Origin of the sequence: Pseudomonas sp. R3-52-08 (assembly GCF_003851745.1) — a bacterium.
In the GTDB taxonomy this organism is placed as follows: domain Bacteria; phylum Pseudomonadota; class Gammaproteobacteria; order Pseudomonadales; family Pseudomonadaceae; genus Aquipseudomonas.
Genome location: NZ_CP027730.1, coordinates 1,061,966 through 1,083,223, shown reverse-complemented (window position 1 = coordinate 1,083,223; position 21,258 = coordinate 1,061,966). Strand labels below are relative to the sequence as shown.

The 21,258-nt window shown below is 61.6% G+C and carries 19 protein-coding genes; 6 read left to right on the top strand and 13 right to left on the bottom strand.

The genetic code is table 11. The features are described from left to right. Positions 1 to 7 precede the first annotated feature (7 nt). From C4J91_RS04880 to pmbA, 5 genes are all read right to left on the bottom strand, one after another. Positions 8 to 619, bottom strand: coding sequence for a superoxide dismutase (locus tag C4J91_RS04880; protein WP_124361310.1), 612 nt, complete (start codon positions 617 to 619; stop codon positions 8 to 10). A 1-nt stretch (position 620) separates the two neighbouring features. Further along, complete coding sequence (locus C4J91_RS04875) at positions 621 to 1,049, bottom strand: hypothetical protein (RefSeq protein WP_124361309.1); 429 nt, start codon at positions 1,047 to 1,049, stop codon at positions 621 to 623. 28 nt (positions 1,050 to 1,077) lie between these two features. Further along, the gene (locus C4J91_RS04870) at positions 1,078 to 2,454 is read right to left on the bottom strand and encodes a lyase family protein (RefSeq protein WP_124361308.1); all 1,377 of its coding nucleotides are present in this window, start codon (positions 2,452 to 2,454) and stop codon (positions 1,078 to 1,080) included. Next, positions 2,447 to 2,842 (bottom strand): FagA protein, encoded by a 396-nt coding sequence (locus C4J91_RS04865; protein WP_124361307.1) that lies wholly within the window; start codon positions 2,840 to 2,842, stop codon positions 2,447 to 2,449. Before C4J91_RS04865 ends, C4J91_RS04870 begins: the two co-directional genes overlap by 8 nt. 146 nt (positions 2,843 to 2,988) lie before the next feature. Then, positions 2,989 to 4,335, bottom strand: a complete 1,347-nt coding sequence (pmbA, locus tag C4J91_RS04860; protein ID WP_124361306.1) for a metalloprotease PmbA — start codon at positions 4,333 to 4,335, stop codon at positions 2,989 to 2,991. Positions 4,336 to 4,443: 108 nt separating this feature from the next. On the opposite strand from pmbA, the gene yjgA reads away from it, so the two are divergent. Further along, positions 4,444 to 4,965, top strand: a complete 522-nt coding sequence (gene yjgA / locus C4J91_RS04855; protein WP_124361305.1) for a ribosome biogenesis factor YjgA — start codon at positions 4,444 to 4,446, stop codon at positions 4,963 to 4,965. Positions 4,966 to 5,010: 45 nt separating this feature from the next. Here the strand turns inward: yjgA and tldD are convergent, their stop codons facing one another. From tldD to mreB, 8 genes are all read right to left on the bottom strand, one after another. Further along, a complete protein-coding gene (gene tldD / locus C4J91_RS04850) occupies positions 5,011 to 6,453 on the bottom strand; it encodes a metalloprotease TldD (RefSeq protein ID WP_124361304.1) in 1,443 nt (480 codons plus the stop codon). Positions 6,454 to 6,469: 16 nt separating this feature from the next. Next, positions 6,470 to 7,318, bottom strand: a complete 849-nt coding sequence (locus tag C4J91_RS04845) for a carbon-nitrogen hydrolase family protein (RefSeq protein ID WP_124361303.1) — start codon at positions 7,316 to 7,318, stop codon at positions 6,470 to 6,472. Positions 7,319 to 7,366: 48 nt separating this feature from the next. Next, on the bottom strand, positions 7,367 to 11,182 hold the full coding sequence (locus C4J91_RS04840; RefSeq protein ID WP_124361302.1) for a YhdP family protein: 3,816 nt from the start codon (positions 11,180 to 11,182) through the stop codon (positions 7,367 to 7,369). Positions 11,183 to 11,258: 76 nt separating this feature from the next. Beyond that, complete coding sequence (rng, locus tag C4J91_RS04835) at positions 11,259 to 12,716, bottom strand: ribonuclease G (protein WP_124361301.1); 1,458 nt, start codon at positions 12,714 to 12,716, stop codon at positions 11,259 to 11,261. A 71-nt stretch (positions 12,717 to 12,787) separates the two neighbouring features. Beyond that, entirely contained in the window at positions 12,788 to 13,384 is a 597-nt protein-coding gene (locus C4J91_RS04830) for a nucleoside triphosphate pyrophosphatase (RefSeq protein WP_124361300.1), read from the bottom strand. 50 nt (positions 13,385 to 13,434) lie between these two features. After that, positions 13,435 to 13,923 (bottom strand): rod shape-determining protein MreD, encoded by a 489-nt coding sequence (gene mreD, locus C4J91_RS04825; RefSeq protein ID WP_124361299.1) that lies wholly within the window; start codon positions 13,921 to 13,923, stop codon positions 13,435 to 13,437. Further along, on the bottom strand, positions 13,923 to 14,987 hold the full coding sequence (gene mreC, locus C4J91_RS04820) for a rod shape-determining protein MreC (protein ID WP_256681659.1): 1,065 nt from the start codon (positions 14,985 to 14,987) through the stop codon (positions 13,923 to 13,925). Before mreC ends, mreD begins: the two co-directional genes overlap by 1 nt. A 169-nt stretch (positions 14,988 to 15,156) precedes the next feature. After that, entirely contained in the window at positions 15,157 to 16,194 is a 1,038-nt protein-coding gene (mreB, locus tag C4J91_RS04815; RefSeq protein WP_002555108.1) for a rod shape-determining protein MreB, read from the bottom strand. A gap of 210 nt (positions 16,195 to 16,404) precedes the next feature. Here mreB and gatC point away from each other — a divergent pair, with 210 nt between their 5' ends. The 5 genes from gatC (at position 16,405) to C4J91_RS04790 (ending at position 21,251) form a co-directional block, all read left to right on the top strand. After that, positions 16,405 to 16,692 (top strand): Asp-tRNA(Asn)/Glu-tRNA(Gln) amidotransferase subunit GatC, encoded by a 288-nt coding sequence (gatC, locus tag C4J91_RS04810; RefSeq protein WP_005784804.1) that lies wholly within the window; start codon positions 16,405 to 16,407, stop codon positions 16,690 to 16,692. A 16-nt stretch (positions 16,693 to 16,708) separates the two neighbouring features. Further along, the gene (gene gatA / locus C4J91_RS04805; RefSeq protein WP_124361297.1) at positions 16,709 to 18,160 is read left to right on the top strand and encodes an Asp-tRNA(Asn)/Glu-tRNA(Gln) amidotransferase subunit GatA; all 1,452 of its coding nucleotides are present in this window, start codon (positions 16,709 to 16,711) and stop codon (positions 18,158 to 18,160) included. Between the two features lie 10 nt (positions 18,161 to 18,170). Then, a complete protein-coding gene (gene gatB / locus C4J91_RS04800) occupies positions 18,171 to 19,616 on the top strand; it encodes an Asp-tRNA(Asn)/Glu-tRNA(Gln) amidotransferase subunit GatB (RefSeq protein ID WP_124361296.1) in 1,446 nt (481 codons plus the stop codon). A gap of 157 nt (positions 19,617 to 19,773) precedes the next feature. Further along, the gene (locus tag C4J91_RS04795) at positions 19,774 to 20,145 is read left to right on the top strand and encodes a septal ring lytic transglycosylase RlpA family protein (protein ID WP_124361295.1); all 372 of its coding nucleotides are present in this window, start codon (positions 19,774 to 19,776) and stop codon (positions 20,143 to 20,145) included. 59 nt (positions 20,146 to 20,204) lie between these two features. Beyond that, positions 20,205 to 21,251, top strand: coding sequence for a calcium/sodium antiporter (locus C4J91_RS04790; RefSeq protein WP_256658980.1), 1,047 nt, complete (start codon positions 20,205 to 20,207; stop codon positions 21,249 to 21,251). The last annotated feature ends 7 nt before the right edge of the window (positions 21,252 to 21,258 follow it).

The following is a 21,258-nucleotide window of genomic DNA, read 5'->3' as shown; positions in this document are numbered from 1 at the left end:
GTGACTATCAGGCCAAAGCGGCCTGGTAGCGCGCGGCGACCTCGGGCCAGTTAATGACGCTATAGAATGCATTGATATACTCCGGTCGTCGGTTTTGATACAGCAGGTAATAAGCGTGCTCCCAAACGTCCAAACCGAGGATCGGCGTGTTGCCGCTCATCAGCGGGCTGTCCTGGTTGCCGCTGCTTTCCACCACCAAGGTCTTCTGCGGGGTGACACTCAACCAGGCCCAGCCGCTGCCGAAACGGGTCAACGCCGCTTTGGTAAAGGCCTCCTTGAAACTGTCGAAGCCCCCCAGTTGCTCGTCGATCGCCTTGTCGAGTTCCCCCTCAGGCTTTCCGCCACCTGTGGGCGACATGACCGCCCAGAACAGCGAGTGGTTGGCATGCCCACCTCCTTGGTTGACCACGGCAGCGCGTAATTGCTCCGGTAATTTTTCGACGCTGGAAACCAGCTTCTCCACCGGCCAGCCAGCGAACTCGGTGCCTTCGACGGCGGCATTAAGGTTATTGATGTAGGTTTGATGATGCTTGGTGTAGTGAATCTCCATGGTTTGCGCATCGATATGGGGTTCGAGGGCGTCGTAGGCGTAAGGCAAAGCCGGCAGGGTATAGGTCATATCAATGTGCTCCATAGTGAGAGGGGGTCGGTTGCGACGCGGCACCGCCCAGCAAGCGATGGGTGCGCGGGTACTCGCCGTGATCGCTGATGAAATTCAACAGTTCGACATAGGTTTTGCTGCTCTGGCGCAACGCGGCCTCGCGCAACTGCGGACTGAGGCGTGGGTCCTGCATGGTCTGCAGCAGGCGCTGGTGAATGGCGCAGAGGTATTCCGCGCTTTCTTCAGGCTGGTTCAGGCGCAGGTGCAGGTCTGCCAGGTTGTGATGGGAAATGACGCAAGCCGCCACGGCTTCATCGGCGTCCGCCCAGCGTTCGAACAACACTTGGGCCAGGGCCAGGGCTTGCAAATAGGCCTCGCGTGCGTCCACCAGCTCGCCCGCCATAAAACAGCGATTGGCCCGTTCGATCGTGCGTTTCCAGTGCTCCATGGGTGAGCCTCCAAAACAGGGTCGGTGATTACACGCCGCCCGCCGTAAGCTTTTCCGGGTCCAGCAGGACTTCCAGTTGGCTGCGCGGCAAGTCGGTGTGTTCGAGGGCGACATCGATCACCGGACGACCCTGCTGATAAGCCTGCTTGGCGATTTCAGCGGCCTTTTGGTAACCAATGATCGGATTGAGGGCGGTGACCAGGATCGGGTTGCGCGACAACGCCTCCTTGAGTTTGGCTTCGTTGACCTTGAAGCTGGCAATGGCCTTGTCCGCCAGCAAACGGCTGGCGTTGGCCAGCAACTCCAGGCTACTGAGCAGGTTCTGGGCGATGATCGGCAGCATCACGTTCAGCTCGAAGTTGCCCGATTGGCCGGCGACGGTGATCACCGTATCGTTGCCGATGACCTGGGCAGCCACCATGGCCGTGGCTTCCGGGATTACCGGATTGACCTTGCCCGGCATGATCGACGACCCCGGCTGCAGACCTTCCAGCTCGATTTCGCCGAGGCCGGCCAACGGGCCGGAGTTCATCCAGCGCAGGTCATTGGCGATCTTCATCAGCGATACAGCGGTGGCTTTCAACTGGCCGGAGACGGCGACGGCGGTGTCCTGGGAGCCAATCAACGCAAACAGGTTCTTGCCCGGCGTGAACGTCACCTGGGTCAGGTGGCTCAGGTGCTGGCTGAAACGTGCGGCAAACTCCGGGTGTGCGTTGATGCCGGTGCCTACCGCCGTGCCACCCTGGGCCAGCGCTTGCAGCGCCGGCAGCAGGTCTTGCAGGTGGCCGACATTGGCCTTGAGCTGCTGCGCCCAGCCATTGAGCACCTGGCTCATGCGCACCGGCATGGCATCCATCAAGTGGGTACGACCAGTCTTGATAAACGGGTGAACCGCTTCCGCCTTGTGCTCGATCACCTGCACCAGGTGCAACAAGGCCGGCAGTGTTTGCTCGTGCAGCACCAGCGCGGCGCTGACATGAATGGTGGTCGGGATGATGTCGTTGCTGCTTTGTCCGCAGTTGACGTGGTCATTGGGGTTTACCACCTCGCCCAGCAAGCGGCTGGCCAGGGTCGCAATCACTTCGTTGGCATTCATGTTGGAGCTGGTGCCGGAGCCGGTCTGGAAGATATCCACCGGGAAATGCTGCATGTAGTCGCCTTCCAATAAACCTTGGGCAGCATCGACAATGGCCTTGCCCTGCCCTTCGCTGATTTGCTTGAGGTCGACGTTGGCCCTGGCGGCAGCGGCCTTGGCCAGGATAAGCGCGCGAATGAACTGCGCGGGCATGCGCTGATGGCTGATCGGAAAGTTGTTCACCGCGCGCTGGGTTTGCGCACCGTACAAGGCCTCGGCGGGGACTTGCAGTTCGCCCATGCTGTCGCGTTCGATACGGGTGTTACTCATCATCAGATCCTTGCACCAAGTCGGCGTGAGAGAGGGATGGCAGCAATTGGCATGTCGCCAATTGCCAGGCGAAGGCCTGCCAGCGCTTGAGGCGGCAGGCACAGTGAGAGAGTTTTTCCAGGTCACGCAGGGGGCGCCAGGCCTGGTCCAGACACGAGGAGCGCCAATGCCAGGGCAGCGCGATATCGTTGGCGGTGTCGATGAGCAATCGGAATGACGTTTCGGCGATCGTCCACGGGTGGGTCGCGGTGCAACACGCCAGGTAGCGTCCCTCATTGAGGTAATGTTCGATCAGGCGAGGCTCATTGGGGTCGAGCCCACAGCGAATCTGACGACTCATCCACCGCCAACTTTCCAGGTACGGGTCCTCACGCAAGACAGAACTCATGATCCACACTCATTCAGTAATGATATTCATTATTAAATGATATTAAGAATCAAAACAAGAACAGCAGATTAATCCTTTTTGCCAGCGGCACAAAAAAAGGCGCGCCATCATCGATATGGCGCGCCTTTTTGCTGAAACGTTGCAGGTCAGCTACCGGCGACCGTCATCCGTTCGATCAACACGGAGCCCGTGCGGATATTGCTGCGCAATTCCAGGTCGTTACCCACGGCCACGATCTGCTTGAACATATCGCGCATGTTGCCGGCAATCGTCACTTCCTGGACGGCGAACTGAATCTCACCGTTTTCCACCCAGAACCCCGCCGCGCCACGGGAATAGTCACCCGTCACCATGTTCAGCCCTTGGCCCATCAATTCGGTCACCAGCAGGCCGCGCCCCATGCGACGCAACAGCGCCGCCTGGTCTTCATCGCCATGGGTCACGAACAGGTTGTGAACCCCGCCGGAGTTGGCGGTGCTTGGCAGGCCAAGCTTGCGTCCAGCGTAGGTGCCCAATATATAAGACACCAACTCGCCCTTCTCAACGAACGGCTTGGCATACGTGGCCAGGCCGTCGCCGTCGAACGAGGCGCTGCCCATGGCGCGCATCAGGTGCGGGCGCTCATCGATGGTCAACCACTCCGGGAACAGCTTCTGGCCGATCGCGCCTTCGAGGAATGAAGATTTGCGATACAGGTTGCCGCCGGAAATCGCTCCGAGAAAACTACCGAACAGACCACCGGCCAACTCTGCGGAAAACAGTACCGGCACTTCGCACGTGGGCACCGGGCGTGCGCCCAAACGACTGGCTGCACGCTGCGCCGCACGCTGGCCAATGCTTACCGGGTCGGCCAGCAACTCGCCTTGACGGTTGACGTCGTACCAGTAATCACGCTGCATCTGGCCGTCGGCTTCGGCGATCATGACGCAACTCAGGCTGTGACGCGTGGACGCATAGCCGCCGATAAAACCGTGGCTGTTACCGTAGACACGGCAGCCCTGATGCGTACTCAGGGTGGTGCCGTCGGCGTTCTTGATACGCGCATCGGCGTCGAATGCCGCGGCTTCGCAGGTCAGCGCCTGTTCGATGGCTTGCTCAGGCGTGATATCCCAGGCGTGGAACAGGTCGAAATCCTGCAGGTCCTTGGCCATCAGCGCTTTGTCGGCCAAGCCTGAGCTTTCATCCTCAGAGGTGTGCTTGGCGATTGCCAACGCGGCGGCGACGGTCTCGCGGATCGCCTCCGGGCCACTGGCCGACGTACTGGCCGAACCTTTGCGCTGGCCCACATACAAGGTAATCCCAAACCCTTGGTCGCGATTGAATTCTACGGTCTCCACTTCCCGCTGACGCACCGAAGTCGACAGTCCCTGCTCCAGCGACACCGCTACCTCACAGGCGCTGGCCCCCTGGCGCTTGGCCTCGGCAAGGATCTGCTCGACTTGTTCCTGCAGTGCCGGTAACGCTTGCGGACCGACGCTTTGGGCTGCACTCATGGTTTTCTCCACTCAAATTCTGCTCTCGGTTAAGGCCATCGAGCGACCGGGCCGGACAAGCGGCCCCCGACTGGTTATCATGGCGGCGTTTCTTTGCGGACTGCCACCATGGTTGATTCTTACGACGACTCCCTCGATGGGGAGAAAAGCAAAACCCAGGTCAAACGTGAGCTGCATGCTCTGGTTGACCTTGGCGAGCGCCTTACAACGCTCAAAAAGGACTTGATTGCAAAACTGCCACTGACCGACGAAATGCGTCGGGCCTTGGCCGATGCGCCTAAGCACACCGCGAATATCGCGCGCAAACGGCACATCATGTTTATCGGCAAGCTGATGCGCGATCAGGACACTGACGCCATTCTGGCCTTGCTCGATCAAACCGATGCCTCCACTCGCCAGTACAACGAACGCTTCCATAACCTGGAGCGTTGGCGTGACCGCCTGATCGAGGGCGATGACGCCGTGCTGGAAAAATTCGTATTGGACTATCCGGAAGCGGACCGCCAGCAATTGCGCTCCCTGATCCGTCAAGCCCAACATGAAATGGCGCATAACAAGGCGCCGGCCACCAGCCGTAAAATCTTCAAATACATCCGTGAGCTGGACGAGACTCAACGCGGTCTGCGTTGATCCTCTTCCCCGGGTGGCGACCTTCGCCACCCGAAGCTTGCGGGCTTACGAGCCCGTGCCACCCACGGTGATCGCATCAATTTTCAAGGTTGGCTGGCCCACGCCCACCGGCACCGACTGCCCATCCTTCCCGCACGTGCCCACGCCGCTGTCCAGCGACAGATCGTTACCGACCATCGACACCTTGCTCATGGCCTCCGGCCCATTACCAATCAACGTCGCGCCCTTGACCGGTGCGGTAATCTTGCCGTCTTCGATCAAGTACGCCTCGCTGGTGGAAAACACGAACTTGCCGCTGGTGATATCCACCTGCCCTCCACCGAGGTTGGCGCAGTAGATGCCGCGCTTCACCGACGCAATGATTTCTGCCGGATCGCTTTGGCCACCGAGCATGTAGGTGTTGGTCATACGTGGCATGGGCAGGTGGGCATAGGATTCGCGGCGACCGTTGCCGGTGCGCGCCACGCCCATCAGGCGGGCGTTGAGCTTGTCTTGCATATAGCCCTTGAGTACGCCGTTTTCGATCAGGGTGGTGCACTCCGTGGGCGTGCCCTCGTCATCCACACTCAACGAACCCCGGCGACCGGCCAAGGTACCGTCATCGACAATGGTGCACAGCTTGGACGCAACCATCTCGCCCATGCGCCCGCTGTAGGCGGAGCTGCCCTTGCGGTTGAAGTCGCCTTCCAGCCCATGGCCCACGGCTTCGTGCAGCAGCACACCGGACCAACCCGAACCCAGCACCACCGGCAAGGTACCGGCCGGCGCCGGAATCGCTTCCAGGTTGACCAGTGCCTGGCGCAGCGCTTCACGGGCGTAGCCCATGGCGCGGTCCTCGGCGAGGAAATAACGGTAATCGGTGCGCCCGCCACCGCCATGGCCGCCGCGCTCGCGGCGACCGTTCTGCTCGACGATCACACTCACGTTGAAACGCACCAGTGGCCGCACATCGGCCGCCAGCCCGCCGTCGGTAGACGCGACGAGGATGCGCTCCCACACGCCGGCCATGCTCACGGTGACCTGCTGGATACGCGGGTCCAGGGCGCGGGTCGCCGCGTCCACACGCTTGAGCAGCTCGACCTTCTCCGCGCGGCTGATCACTTCCAGCGGATTGTCCGGCGCGTACAACTGCGCCACGTCCTGGGTGCTGAACGCCTGCACCGTGCCGTTCTGCCCTGCACGGGAAATCGAACGGGCCGCACGCGCAGCCAGGCCCAGGGCCTCCAACGTAATGGCGTTGCTGTAGGCAAAACCGGTTTTTTCTCCGGATTGCGCGCGAACGCCTACACCCTGGTCAAGGTTGAAACTGCCTTCCTTGACGATGCCGTCTTCCAACGCCCAGGACTCGGAAATCTGCCCCTGGAAATACAGGTCGGCCGCGTCGATGCCGGGTCCGGCCAGATCGCCCAGCACGGTTTGCAGACTTTCGATGGTCACGCCACCGGGTGCCAGGAGATGTTCACTGACTGAGGACAACAACTCGCTCATAGGTTTGGCCTTAAATTCATCGTTCTGAAGCAGGTCGCTGTGCGCCCTGCGAGAAAAAGCGCCGGTGATTGACCACCGGCATGCGCGCCCGTATCGACGCCTGTTCTTTGCTGTCGCGTTCGGCCACCAACACCGCTTCGCCTTGATCCTGTTGGGCCAACACGCGCCCCCAGGGATCGATAATCGCCGCGTGCCCGTGGGTTTCCCGTGGTCCCGGGTGCACACCGCCCTGGGCAGCCGCCAGCAAGTAACACTGGGTTTCAATGGCCCGTGCACGAATCAGCACATCCCAATGCGCCGCCCCGGTCACCGCCGTAAACGCCGAGGGCGCGCTGATCAACTCAGCCCCCGCCGCGCGCAACTCACTGTACAACTCCGGGAAGCGCAGGTCGTAGCACACCGTCAGCCCCAAGCGCCCCACCGGCGTATCCGTCACCACCACGTTGCTTCCGAAAGCATAGTCGTCGGATTCGCGATAACGACCCCGGGCATCCGCCACATCCACATCGAACAAATGCAGCTTGTCGTAGCGAGCGACGATTTCACCGCGGTCGTCGATCAACAGCGAACAGGCGTTAGGCTTGGCGCTCGGTTGGTCCTTGGGTGGCAACGGTAGTGTGCCGGCCACTATCCATAAGGTGAGGTCGCGGGCGGCCTGTTTCAACCATGGCAGGATCGGGCCTTCACCCAAGGCCTCGGCGCGACCAATGTCAGCCATGTCACGGCGGCCCATTGCGGCGAAGTTCTCCGGCAGTACCGCAAGCCTGGCGCCCTGCGCCGCCGCGCTCTCCAGCAGGCGGCGCGCCTGAGCCAGGTTCGCCAGCACATCACTCTGGCTGACCATTTGAATTACCGCAAAGGACATGGGCCGACACTCCGTAAAGGGCATGGGGCCATGCTACTCCACAGCCTCTCAGTTTGGCTTTTCAAATGGCTTGTCGAAGGTAATTTTCGGGTCTTTCCACGGGCCTTGCACGGTGTACTGCACGCTGGCGAAGCGCGATACCCGGTCACCGATCAGCTTGTCGATCAGGAACAACGCGCCGCCAATGGCCGGCGCGCCGACAATCAATGCCGCGATGGGCAGGTTGTTGGTGACCGGCAGCGTCACCAGCAACTTGGCATCGACGCGATCCGCCACCAGGTCCAGGGTGCCGTTCAGCTCAAGGTTGGTGGACGGCCCGGTCATGGTGATGGGCTCACGGGTCACGAACACGCCGTTACTGGCTGCGAGCAAGCCCTTGACCCGGTCATAGCTCAGGCCCTTGCCGAGCAAGTCGGAAAAATCCAGGCGCAAACGGCGGCCGATGGAATTGAAGTTAAGCAGGCCGAACACCCGCAATGCCTGGGCGCCACCTTCCACTTCCACGAACTGGCCTTTACGGAACGCTGCGTCCAGGCTACCGGAGAACCGTTTGGGCCCGACCCAGGCGGGCGAACCGGGCCAGCGGCCATCCACGTCCAGGTGGAAGTCCTCGCTGGTCACTGTGGGCGCAAAGCCCCAGCCTTTGAGCACGTCGGCAATGTTCTTGCCGTCCAGTCGCCCCTTGTACCAACTGCTGCTGGCCCCCGGCGCGCCTTCCCAACCGCCGGCACCGTTGAGCTGCATGCCCTTGAGGCCCAGGTCCAGGCTGTTGAAGGCCAGACCTTTGGCGGTCGGCCGGACTTTCAGCGACCAGGCGCCCACCAGGTCTGGGCCCTGGAACAGTTGATCGATGGCGATATCCAATGCCGGAATATCCTTGGGATCGATATCGGCCAACGGGTCCGGCGCGTTCTCGTCCGCCTGTACGGTCGGGTCGACCGCAGGCAGCTTCACGTACTGCAGGTTGATTGCGATAGGTGCGCCCTTGGCGTCCGGTAGGTTGACCGTGCCCTTGGCTTGCTGGCTGTCGAACTGCAGGCCCCAGGCCACGGGCTTGCGATCCAGTTGCAGTTTGACCTGGTCGAACTCAGTACCGAAACCGGTCAGCTTGCCTACCTTGAAATCAGCGCCACTGAGCAGCTGCTTGGCATTGCCGCCCGGATCGTTAACGGCGTAACGGTTGGCGAGTTGTTTCCACGGGTCGATGTTCAGTTCGGAGAGCACCCCGCGAATGCGCAGGCCCTTGGCGCCGGGCAACACCGCGTCGCCATCGCCGAGGAACAATTCGCCGCGGCCCTCATTGAAGTTGTCCGGCGGCGCCGCAAACGTGAAGTTCGCCAGCTCACCGTAGTCAAACCAGTAACGCCGTTCAGCGCCCTGCAAGGTCATGCGGAACGTGCTGTCACGGCCCTGGCTCGCCGGCATGCCAAACGGCGCCGGCAGGTCTACCGCGACGCCCTTGAGATTGGAATTGACCATCAACTGACTGTCCGCGCCGTCCAGGATCACTTGCAACTGGTACGGAATATCGCCGGACACCGGCAGCGGCTGGCTGATTTTCAACCAGTCGGTGAGCCGCTTGACCGTCACCTGCCCCTTGGCGGTAACGCGGGTGTTGATATTGCCGGGTGTGCCCTCGGCAAAAATCTGCGCGGTGATCGGACGGTCGAACGCCTGGGCCGAAATATTCTGGCCGCTCAGGCCCTTGGCGCTGTCGAAACGGAAGTCACCCTTGAGCTGGGTCAGGTCCAGGGTGGGCTCCGCCAGTTGCAGGCGCGCTTTATCGGTCTTGAAGTCGACCACGATCTTAGGCTCGGTGCCTTTGGCCAAGGGCACGTCCAGGTCCAGACTGCCTTGCAGGTTGCCCTCGCCCTTCCAGCCCGCAAAGGTGGATGCGGTACCGATGGGGGCTTCCTGGAGGATTTTCAAACCGTCGCCCAACCCACCGGAAAATCCGCCGGTGAGCAGCAGGTGGCTGTCCTTGCCGGCCGGCGCGTGGGGGATATTGACGTAAACGTCCTTGACCTGGGTATCGAGCAGTTGGCCCTTGCTGGCCAGGATACGCACGCCGCTCTCCTCGACGAACACTTCACCATTGACCTTGTTCACATGGGGCCAACCCGGCTGGAAGGCCAGCTCGGCATCATGCACCTTGAAGAACAGGCTGATATTGCGCGAAGCCGGCAGCGCGTTGTGGCTCAAGGAGCCCTGGTACTGGAAAAAACCTTCGTCTACCGCGCCTTTGAGGATCGCCGTGCGCAACCATTCATCCAGCGCCGGGCTCAGCACTGCCGGTAGATACTTGGGGGTAAAACGACCATCGCCATCGACCATGCCGACCCGCAAGTCCATGTAGTCCTCCTGGCTATGGTCGAAATGCAGGCGAATCAGGAAATCCGCCGCGACCTTGCCTTCTTCCCCCAGCACTTTGATATACGGCGCGATCAGGGTGAAGCCCTGCTTGTCCAACGTCCAGGTCAGGCGCGCATTGGCCTGGATGTACTGCCATGGCTTGGCGAAAATCGGGAATAGATGCAGGGAGAAGTCCTTGCTGTCCATGCGCAACTCGCCATGGCCCAGGTCGCCGCTGATGCTGCCGGACACATTGCGCGCAGCCGGCGCGCCGAAGTACGCGTCAAAACCGACACGTTCAAGGTTGGCGGCAAAACTGACTTTTTGATCGGTGGTGTCCTGGGGGCGGAAGTCCACGAGCACATTGCGCAACAAGCCGGTGGCTTTCAGGTGCTCGACAGCCTTGGCGAAACCTTCCGGCAGCGGTGCCAGGGCATTGAGCAATGGCGTGATGGGGGTCAGGTCGAGCCGATCGGCCTGGAGTTTCCACACTTCCTGGGCGTCGTCGGTGGCCAGACTCTGCTGCAGTTGCATGCGCGATTCCCAACGGGTTTCGCCGATGTTCATCGCCAGCGAATCCAACAGCACCTTGAGGCCGCTGTCGCTGCGTTGCACATACGCGGTCAGGGCCAGGTTTTTGATATGCACCGGCTGGCGCTCGGCGTAGCTGCCCTTTACCTGCGGCGAATTGAGGCGCACCACCGCGCTTTGCACGGTGCCATTGGCCCAGTTGAGCCAGAACTCACCGCCGGCCTTGAGCTGGGTGAGCTTCCATTGTTGGGTCAGCCGGGATGGAATCCACTTGGCCCAGTCGCTTTGAGGCAGGCTCAGGTAGGCCTCGACCTCGGCGTCTTTCCATTGGCTGGCGCGTATACGGCTGCGCAGGCTCAGGGCGAGCGGTTGGCTGTCGGGCAGCGTCAGGCGCGCGTCCAGGCGTTGCCGGGCCATGCCGGTGTGCAGGCTCAGGCCTACATATGTTACGGTCACCGGCGCCCGGTCGAACGGTTGCAAGGTCACCTGGCTGTCGAGCACCGAAACGCGCTTGACCATTTGCATACGGGTGAGCAGTTGTTGCGGGTCCAGTGACGGGCTGTCCTGTAACGGCAAGCCCTGAAGCGTCCAACTGCCGTCCTGGTCTTCCTTGACACTCAGCTGCAAGCCGCTGACTTGCAGATGGGCGATGCGTACTTCACGGGCCATCAGGCTGGCCCAGAGGTCGGGCACCACCTCGACCTGGTCCAGGCGCAACGCACTGCTGCCCTCGCCGACCATCACGTCGTGGGCCAGCAAGATCGGCGCAAACCCGCTCCAGCGGCCTTCGAGGCTACCGATATGCACCGGCATCTGCACCGCAGCCTGGGCCTTGGTTTCGACTTCAGCGCGGTATTCGGCCACCAGCGGGGTCAATTCACGCCCCAGGCTCACGTACACCGCCGCCGAAACCAGCAGTAAGGCACACAGGCCCAGCCCCCAACGGGTCAAAGCGGCAAAAAAGCGTATCAGACGCTCCATGTCAGGCGACCCTCAAAGCGGTAGTCGGACGACAGATCAATGCCTGCCGGTCTCGGAAAAGAAAAACGAATGGGGATCAGAGCAGCACCACGTCGTATTGTTCCTGGGAATACATGGTTTCGACCTGAAAACGAATAGTGCGCCCGATAAACCCCTCCAGTTCGGCGACGTTGCCCGACTCTTCGTCGAGCAGGCGATCGACCACTTTCTGGTTGGCGAGCACTCTATAACCTTCGGCCTGATAGGCGCGTGCCTCCCGTAGGATTTCACGGAAAATTTCGTAGCAGACCGTTTCCGGGGTTTTCAATTTACCCCGGCCCTGGCAACTGCTGCAGGGTTCGCACAGCACTTGCTCAAGGCTCTCGCGGGTGCGCTTGCGGGTCATCTGCACCAGGCCCAGCTCAGTGATGCCGATGATGTTGGTCTTGGCGTGATCGCGTTCCAGCTGTTTTTCGAGGGTGCGCAGTACCTGGCGTTGGTGCTCTGCGTCTTCCATGTCGATGAAGTCGATGATGATGATGCCGCCCAGGTTACGCAGGCGCAGTTGGCGCGCTATCGCCGTGGCAGCTTCAAGGTTGGTCTTGAAGATGGTCTCTTCGAGGTTGCGGTGCCCCACGAACGCGCCCGTGTTGACGTCAATGGTGGTCATGGCTTCTGCCGGGTCCACCACCAGGTAGCCACCGGACTTGAGCGGGACCTTGCGCTCCAGGGCTTTCTGGATTTCGTCTTCGACGCCATACAGGTCGAAGATCGGCCGCTCGCCCGGATAGTGCTCGAGGCGGTCGGCAATTTCCGGCATCAGCTCGGCGACAAATTGCGTGGTGCGCTGGAAGGTTTCCCGCGAGTCGATGCGAATTTTCTCAATTTTCGGGCTGACCAGATCGCGCAAGGTACGCAACGCCAGGCCGAGGTCTTCATAGATGACGCTTGGCGCGCCAATGGTCTGAATCTGCGCCGCGATCTGGTCCCACAGACGCCGCAGGTAGCGGATATCCATCAGGATTTCATCGGCGCCCGCCCCCTCGGCGGCGGTGCGCAGGATAAAACCACCGGCTTCCTTGATGCCCTCGGCGGCGACACAGTCGCTGACCACCTTCTTCAGGCGCTCGCGTTCGGCCTCATCCTCGATCTTGAGGGAAATACCGACATGGGCGGTGCGCGGCATATACACCAGGTACCGCGACGGAATCGACAGCTGGGTAGTCAGCCGGGCGCCCTTGGAACCGATGGGGTCCTTGGTGACCTGCACCACCAGGCTCTGCCCTTCGTGCACCAGAGCGCTGATGCTTTCCACCGCCGGGCCTTCACGCAGGGAGATTTCCGAAGCATGAATGAAGGCGGCGCGGTCCAGGCCGATGTCGACGAACGCCGCCTGCATGCCCGGCAATACGCGCACCACCTTGCCTTTATAGATGTTGCCGACGATCCCGCGCTTCTGGGTGCGCTCCACATGCACTTCTTGCAGAACACCGTTCTCTACCACCGCCACGCGCGATTCCATCGGCGTGATATTGATCAGAATCTCTTCACTCATGGCTGGGTCTCGTTCAGGCGTTTTCACAATAGTGACCGATCGCTTATGGCTTGGCGCGCAAGTAGAGGCGTTCAGCGCGCGGTAAGGTTTTGCCAACAGGGTATGCCGAATCGGCCTAGCAGTTGCGCGGTTTCGCACACCGGCAGGCCGACCACGGCGGAATAGCTGCCATTGAGTCCGCTCACGAACACCGAGCCCAGCCCCTGGATAGCATAGCCGCCGGCTTTGTCCTGGGGTTCGCCACTGTGCCAGTAGGTCGTAGCCTCCTGGGCAGAAATCTCACGAAACCCCACGCGACTGCTTACACATCGGGTTTCACAGCGCTGGCCGTCGGTAAGGGCGATGGCCGTGAGGACTTCATGCTCACGCCCTGCCAGCGCCATCAACATCGCCAAGGCATCGGCCTGATCCACCGGTTTGCCAAGAATCTTGCCATCCACGATCACAGCGGTATCGGCACCCAACACGCAGATGCCTGTGCTGTGCTCGAGCGCAGCCAGACCCGCCGCTGCCTTGCTTCGAGCCAGGCGCTCGACATAGGCGACGGGAATTTCGTCAATAAGAGGCGTTTCATCGATGGCGGCGCTGACCACGGTGAAAGGCACACCGATCTGGGTCAACAACTCACGTCGCCGCGGGGAGCCCGAGGCCAGATAAAGCACATTCATTGCAGACTCTCCCTGTAGGGTTCGATAACCAGGCAGAGCCTCGCAATCCGTCAATTGATTTTGTAGCGACGACGTAGCCCACGCAGGCCGAAGCTGACCCAAGGCCACAGCAGTGCACTGACCAGGGCCGGCAATACCAGCGCGAGAGTAGGCTGGCGATTGCCGGTCAGGGCGCTGAGCCAGAGCTGAACCAACTGCGCCAGGCCGAAGATCACCAGGATCACCAGGCACTGCTGCCACATCGGGAACATGCGCAAGCGCTGCTGCAACGACAGCACCAGGAAGGTGATCAGGGTCAGGATCAACGCGTTCTGGCCGAGCAAAGTGCCATAGAGCACATCCTCCGCCAAGCCCAGGCACATCGCCGTGACCATGCCTACCTTGTGCGGCAGGTTCAACGACCAGAATGCCAGCAGCAACGCCAGCCACAGCGGGCGCAGGATTTCCATGAATTGTGGCAGCGGTGAAACGCTGAGCAACAGGCCGATGGCGAAGGTCAGCCAGACAATCCAGCCATTGCGCGAATGAGTACTGGCCATTATTCCTCCCTCTGCCGCGTGGTGGCCGGGGCGGTTGTCGCAGGCCTGGCGGCAGGCGCGGTGGTCGCCGCCGGTTTCGCCGGGCGTGCACTGTGTGCAGCCGGCTTGGCCGGTGTGGCAACAGGCGCAGCGGTTGCGGGTACGACCGCAGGCGCCGGTGGCCCCACGAACGCCGGTTTCGGCACGGTGGCGGGAATCACCGGCGCGCTGCCGTTCTGCTTGTCTTCCGCTTCCTGGGCCTGCGCGGCGTCATTGGCGCGCTCTTCCGGGGTGCGGTTATCGCTGAACACCAGCAGCAGATAGCGGCTGCGGTTCAGCGCGGCGGTCGGTACGGCACGCACAATGGCAAACGGCTGGCCGGAATCGTGGATGACCTCCTTGACCGTCGCCACCGGGTAACCCGCCGGGAAGCGCTGACCCAGGCCGGAGCTGACCAGCAGGTCGCCTTCCTTGATGTCGGCGGTGTCGGCCACGTGCCGCAACTCCAGGCGTTCCGGGTTACCGGTGCCGCTGGCAATCGCGCGCAAACCGTTGCGATTGACCTGCACCGGAATGCTGTGGGTGGTGTCGGTCAGCAGCAAGACGCGTGAGGTGTAGGGCATCAATTCAACCACCTGGCCCATCAGGCCACGGGCATCGAGCACCGGCTGGCCAAGGACCACGCCGTCGCGCTCACCCTTGTTGATGATGATCCGATGGGTAAAGGGGTTGGGGTCCATGCCGATCAACTCAGCCACTTCGACCTTTTCGTTGACCAATGCCGAAGAATTGAGCAACTCGCGCAGCCGCACGTTCTGCTCGGTAAGGGCCGCGAGCTTTTGCATGCGGCCCTGCAACAGCAGGTTTTCGGTCTTGAGTTTTTCGTTCTCGGCAATCAGCTCGGTGCGGCTGCCGAATTGGCTGGCCACGCCCTGGTAGAGACGTTGCGGCAGGTCGGTGATCCAGTAAGTCTGCATCAACACCAGCGACATCTGGCTACGCACAGGCTTGAGCAGCGCAAAACGGGCGTCGACCACCATCAGCGCGACCGAAAGCACGGTCAGCACCAACAAGCGCACGCCCAATGAGGGGCCTTTGGCGAAGAGCGGTTTAATAGGCCGCTCCTCCCAGGCAAATGTTCTCTTTATTCATACGGCATCAAACCGGCCTGGATGCAGATTGAAGAAGATAAACGCCAGCAGGCAGCACTGCAAAGTGCTGCCTGCCGACCGAGCATGAACCATCCAGGCAAGCTTATTCGCTGGAAAGCAGGTCCATGGTGTGTTTATCCATCATTTCCAGTGCACGACCACCGCCACGCGCCACGCAGGTCAGCGGGTCCTCGGCGACGATCACCGGCAGGCCGGTTTCCTGGGCCAGCAACTTGTCGAGGTCGCGCAGCAAGGCGCCACCACCGGTCAGTACCAGGCCACGCTCGGCGATATCGGAAGCCAGCTCCGGCGGCGACTGCTCCAGGGCGCTCTTCACCGCCTGAACGATGGTGGCCAGGGACTCTTGCAGAGCCTCCAGCACTTCATTGGAGTTCAGGGTGAAGGCACGTGGCACGCCTTCGGCCAGGTTGCGGCCGCGAACATCAACCTCGCGAACTTCGCCGCCCGGGTAAGCGGTGCCGATTTCCTGCTTGATGCGCTCGGCGGTGGATTCGCCGATCAGGCTGCCGTAGTTACGACGCACATACGTGATGATCGCTTCGTCGAAGCGGTCGCCGCCGACACGCACGGATTCGGCATACACCACACCGTTCAGGGAAATCAGGGCGATCTCGGTGGTACCACCACCGATATCCACCACCATCGAACCGCGGGCTTCTTCAACCGGCAGGCCGGCGCCGATTGCGGCGGCCATCGGCTCTTCGATCAGGAACACCTCGCGGGCACCGGCACCCAGGGCCGATTCACGGATGGCACGACGCTCCACCTGGGTGGATTTGCACGGGACGCAGATCAGCACACGAGGGCTGGGCTGCAGGAAACTGTTTTCGTGAACCTTGTTGATGAAGTACTGCAGCATCTTCTCGCAGACACTGAAGTCGGCGATCACGCCGTCTTTCATCGGACGAATGGCAGCAATATTGCCTGGTGTTCGGCCGAGCATGCGCTTGGCCTCGGTGCCAACGGCAACGACACTTTTCTGATTACCATGGGTCCGAATGGCCACAACCGATGGCTCATTCAGGACGATACCGCGCTCGCGCACGTAAATAAGGGTGTTGGCAGTGCCCAGGTCAATGGAAAGATCGCTGGAAAACATGCCACGCAGTTTCTTGAACATGGGAAAGGGACCCTAGGCAACGCGTGGGTAAAAAAGTGCGGCAAACTCTAACAACGACAGGGATTTTGGGCAAGGCGCCAATGTGCTAAATTGGCCGACTTTCTGTGCACCAACCCCCACAATCGCGGCCTTATGACCGTAGAAATGCGGTAGTGTTCCGACAATCTAACACACGGACGCCTTCCGTTCTGTTTTCCACTGGAGAATCCCATGGCGCTTGAACGCTCCGACGTGGAAAAAATCGCGCATCTGGCCTCGCTTGGCCTCAATGACGCCGATCTTCCACAGACCACCGCAGCCCTGAACAGCATTCTCGGGCTGGTTGACCAAATGCAGGCCGTCGACACCGACGGCATCGAGCCCCTGGCTCACCCGCTGGAAGCCAGTCAGCGCCTGCGCGCAGACGTCGTGACCGAGCGCAATAACCGCGAGGCCTACCAGTCCATCGCGCCAGCGGTCGAAAACGGCCTGTACCTGGTTCCGAAAGTCATCGACTAAAGGGAAAGAGCCTTTCATGCATCACATGACTCTGGCCGAGATCGCCCGCGGTCTCGCCGACAAAACGTTTTCTTCCGAAGAGCTGACCAAGACCCTGCTGGCGCGCATCGTCGCGCTGGACCCCAAGGTCAACAGCTTCATCAGCCTCACCGAAGAGCTGGCCCTGAGCCAGGCCAAGGCCGCCGACGTGCGTCGCGCCAACGGTGAGAACGGCGCGCTGCTGGGCGCTCCGATCGCCCACAAAGACCTGTTCTGCACCCAGGGCATTCGCACCAGTTGCGGCTCGAAGATGCTCGACAACTTCAAGGCGCCCTACGACGCCACCGTAGTGTCCAAGCTGGCCGCCGCCGGGGCCGTGACCCTGGGCAAGACCAACATGGACGAATTCGCCATGGGTTCGGCCAACGAGTCGAGCTACTACGGCGCGGTGAAAAACCCGTGGAACCTGGACCACGTACCCGGCGGTTCGTCCGGTGGGTCGGCCGCCGCCGTTGCCGCGCGCTTCCTGCCGGCCGCCACGGCCACCGACACCGGTGGCTCGATCCGCCAACCGGCAGCCTTCACCAACCTCACCGGTTTGAAGCCGACGTACGGTCGCGTGTCCCGCTGGGGCATGATCGCCTACGCGTCGAGTCTCGATCAGGGCGGCCCGCTGGCCCGCACGGCTGAAGACTGCGCGATATTGTTACAAGGTATGGCCGGTTTCGATAAACAGGATTCCACCAGCATCGATGAGCCGGTGCCGGACTACAGCGCCAGCCTGAACACGTCGCTCAAGGGCCTGCGCATCGGCGTGCCCAAGGAATACTTCAGCGCCGGTCTCGACCCACGTATCGCCGACTTGGTGCACAACAGCATCAAAGAGCTGGAAAAGCTCGGCGCCGTGATCAAGGACATCAGCCTGCCGAACAACCAGCACGCGATTCCCGCCTACTACGTGATCGCCCCGGCTGAAGCGTCCTCCAACCTGTCGCGTTTCGACGGTGTGCGCTTCGGCTATCGCTGCGAAAACCCGAAAGACCTCACCGACCTGTACAAGCGCTCCCGTGGCGAAGGCTTCGGCGTGGAAGTACAACGCCGGATCATGGTCGGGGCCTACGCCCTGTCGGCTGGCTACTACGACGCGTACTACCTCAAGGCGCAGAAGATCCGCCGCCTGATCAAGAACGACTTCATGGCAGCCTTTGAAGAAGTCGACGTGATCCTCGGCCCAACCACGCCGAACCCGGCCTGGAAGATCGGCGCCAAGACCGGCGACCCGATCGCCGAGTACCTGGAAGACCTCTACACCATCACCGCCAACCTCGCGGGCTTGCCGGGCTTGTCCATGCCCGCCGGTTTCGTCGATGGCCTGCCGGTCGGCGTGCAATTGCTTGCCCCGTATTTCCAGGAAGGCCGCCTGCTCAATGTGGCGCACCAGTACCAGTTGAACACCGACTGGCACACTCGCACCCCTACCGGCTTCTGAGGAGAACACTATGCAATGGGAAGTTGTGATCGGGCTGGAGATTCATACCCAGCTCGCCACCCAATCGAAGATTTTCTCCGGTAGCGCCACCACGTTCGGCGCAGAACCCAACACCCAGGCCAGCCTGGTCGACCTGGGCATGCCCGGCGTGCTGCCGGTGCTGAACCAGGAAGCGGTGCGCATGGCGGTGATGTTCGGCCTGGCGATTGACGCCGAGATCGGCCAGCACAACGTGTTCGCGCGCAAGAACTACTTCTACCCGGACCTGCCCAAGGGCTACCAGATCAGCCAGATGGAGCTGCCGATCGTCGGCAAGGGCTACCTGGACATCCCGCTGGAAGACGGCACCATCAAACGTGTCGGCGTGACCCGTGCGCACCTTGAAGAAGACGCCGGCAAGAGCCTGCACGAAGAATTCCCCGGTGCCACCGGTATCGACCTGAACCGTGCCGGCACGCCGTTGCTGGAGATCGTCTCCGAGCCGGACATGCGCAGCGCCAAGGAAGCCGTGGCCTACGTCAAGACAATCCACGCGCTGGTGCGCTACCTGGGTATCTGCGACGGCAACATGGCTGAAGGTTCGCTGCGTTGCGACTGCAACGTGTCGATCCGCCCCAAAGGCCAGGTCGAGTTCGGCACCCGCTGCGAGATCAAGAACGTCAACTCGTTCCGCTTCATCGAGAAGGCGATCAACAGCGAAGTGCGTCGCCAGATCGAACTGATCGAGGACGGCGGCAAGGTGATCCAGCAAACGCGCCTGTACGACCCGAACAAAGACGAAACCCGCGCCATGCGCAGCAAGGAGGAAGCCAACGACTACCGTTACTTCCCCGATCCGGACCTGCTGCCGGTGGTGCTGGAGGACTCGTTCCTCAACGATATCCGCGCCACCCTGCCGGAACTGCCACAGCAAAAGCGCGAACGTTTCCAGGCGCAGTTCGGCCTGTCGGTCTACGATGCCAGCGTCTTGGCGTCCAGCCGTGAGCAAGCCAACTACTTCGAAAAGGTCGTGAGCATTGCCGGCGACGCCAAGCTGGCGGCCAACTGGGTGATGGTCGAACTGGGCAGCCTGTTGAACAAGCAAGGCCTGGAAATCGACGAAGCACCGGTTAGCGCCGAACAACTGGGCGGCATGCTGCTGCGCATCAAGGACAACACCATCTCCGGCAAAATCGCCAAGACCGTGTTCGAAGCGATGGCCGCCGGTGAAGGCAGCGCCGATGACATCATCGAGAAGCGTGGCCTCAAGCAAGTCACCGACAGCGGCGCTATTTCGGCCGTGCTCGATGAAATGCTCGCGGCGAACGCCGAGCAGGTCGAACAATATCGCGCGGCTGATGAAGCCAAGCGCGGCAAGATGTTCGGCTTCTTTGTTGGCCAGGCGATGAAAGCATCCAAAGGCAAAGCCAACCCGCAACAGGTCAACGAATTGCTCAAAAGCAAGCTCGAGGGCTGATAGCGGTGAAGGAGCCGAGTGAGTGTTCATGCTCGACTCGGACCTCCTGTGGGAGGGGGCTTGCTCCCGATAGCGGTGATTCAGTCAACACATCAGTGACTGGCCCACCGCTATCGGGAGCAAGCCCCCTCCCACATTTGATACGGGAATACCTGGAATGAAGCGTCTACTCGGCCTCCTGGCTGTCTTTTCCCTGCTAACCGGTTGCGCCAACGGCCTCATCGACCCCAACGGCTACGATGAAACCGGCACCGCCTCCTATTACGGCGCCAAGCACCATGGCAAACGCACCGCCAGCGGTGAAGCGTTCAACCAGAACGGCCTGACCGCCGCCCACCGGCGCTTGCCCTTCGGTACCCAGGTCAAGGTCACCAACCTCGACAACAACCGCTCTGTGGTGGTGCGTATCAATGATCGCGGCCCCCACACCCGCGGCCGCCTGATCGACCTTTCACGCAAGGCCGCCGAGCAACTGCGTATGCTCGGCAGCGGCACCGCACGGGTTCGTTTGCAAGCCCTGAACAACTGATCGAGGCAGCCTTGAGCATTTTTGGATTGAACGCCCTCTCACCCTGGAGCCTGCTCGAACTGGTCAGCGGCTTGCTGCTGTTGATCGTCGGCGCTGAAATCCTGGTGCGGGCCGCAGTGCGTCTGGCCGCCAGCCTCAAGGTGCGGCCGTTGATCATCGGCCTGAGCATCGTGGCCTTCGGCAGCAGTGCGCCACAGATGGCCGTCAGCCTGCAGGCCACCCTGGCCGGCAACACCGATATTGCCGTGGGCAGCGTGATCGGCAGCAGCATCTTCAATATCCTCGTCACCCTGGGCCTGTCCGCGCTGATCATTCCGTTACGGGTGTCGCGCCATTTGGTGCGTCTGGATATTCCGGTGATGATCGTCGCCGGCCTGCTGGTGTTCGTCCTGGCTGCCAACGAGGCGCTGACGCCGTTCGACGGCCTGGTGCTGCTGGTTGCGCTGCTGGCCTACCTTGGCGTGCTGCACTACCAGACGCGCCACTCCCGTCGTCCACGCACGCTGGCCAGCATGACCAAGGCACCCTGGCTGAGCAGCGTGCTGTTGATGCTCGGCGGGTTGTTGGTGCTGGTGCTGGCCGGGCATTTGCTGCTGGGTGCGGCCGTGGAGGTGGCGGGCGATTTGGGCTTGTCCGAGCGCGTCATCGGCCTGACGCTGATCGGCGTCGGCACTTCGCTGCCCTGCCTCGCCACCTCGTTGATTGCCGCCCTGCGTGGCGAGCGCGAGATTGCCGTGGGCAATGTGATCGGCAGCAACCTGTTCAACCTGCTGGGAGTGCTGGGCTTCACCGCCCTGGTGGCGCCTGCGCCGCTGTCGGTCTCGCCCAACGCGCTGGACTTCGACCTGCCGGTCATGCTCGGCGCCATCGTCCTGTGCCTGCCGGTGTTCTATACCGGCTACCGCGTCACGCGGGCCGAAGGCCTGGTGTTGCTGGGGCTGTACCTGGCGTATGGCCTGCATGTCATGGCGTTTACCACCGGCATGCCCTTGGCCACCAAGCTTGAGCACTTGATGCTGTTTTACGTCTTGCCGGCGTTAGGGGTGGGGCTGTTGTTCACGTCGCTGCGCGCCTGGCACCGCCAACACAAGAGGGAATCGCAATAGCCGCTCA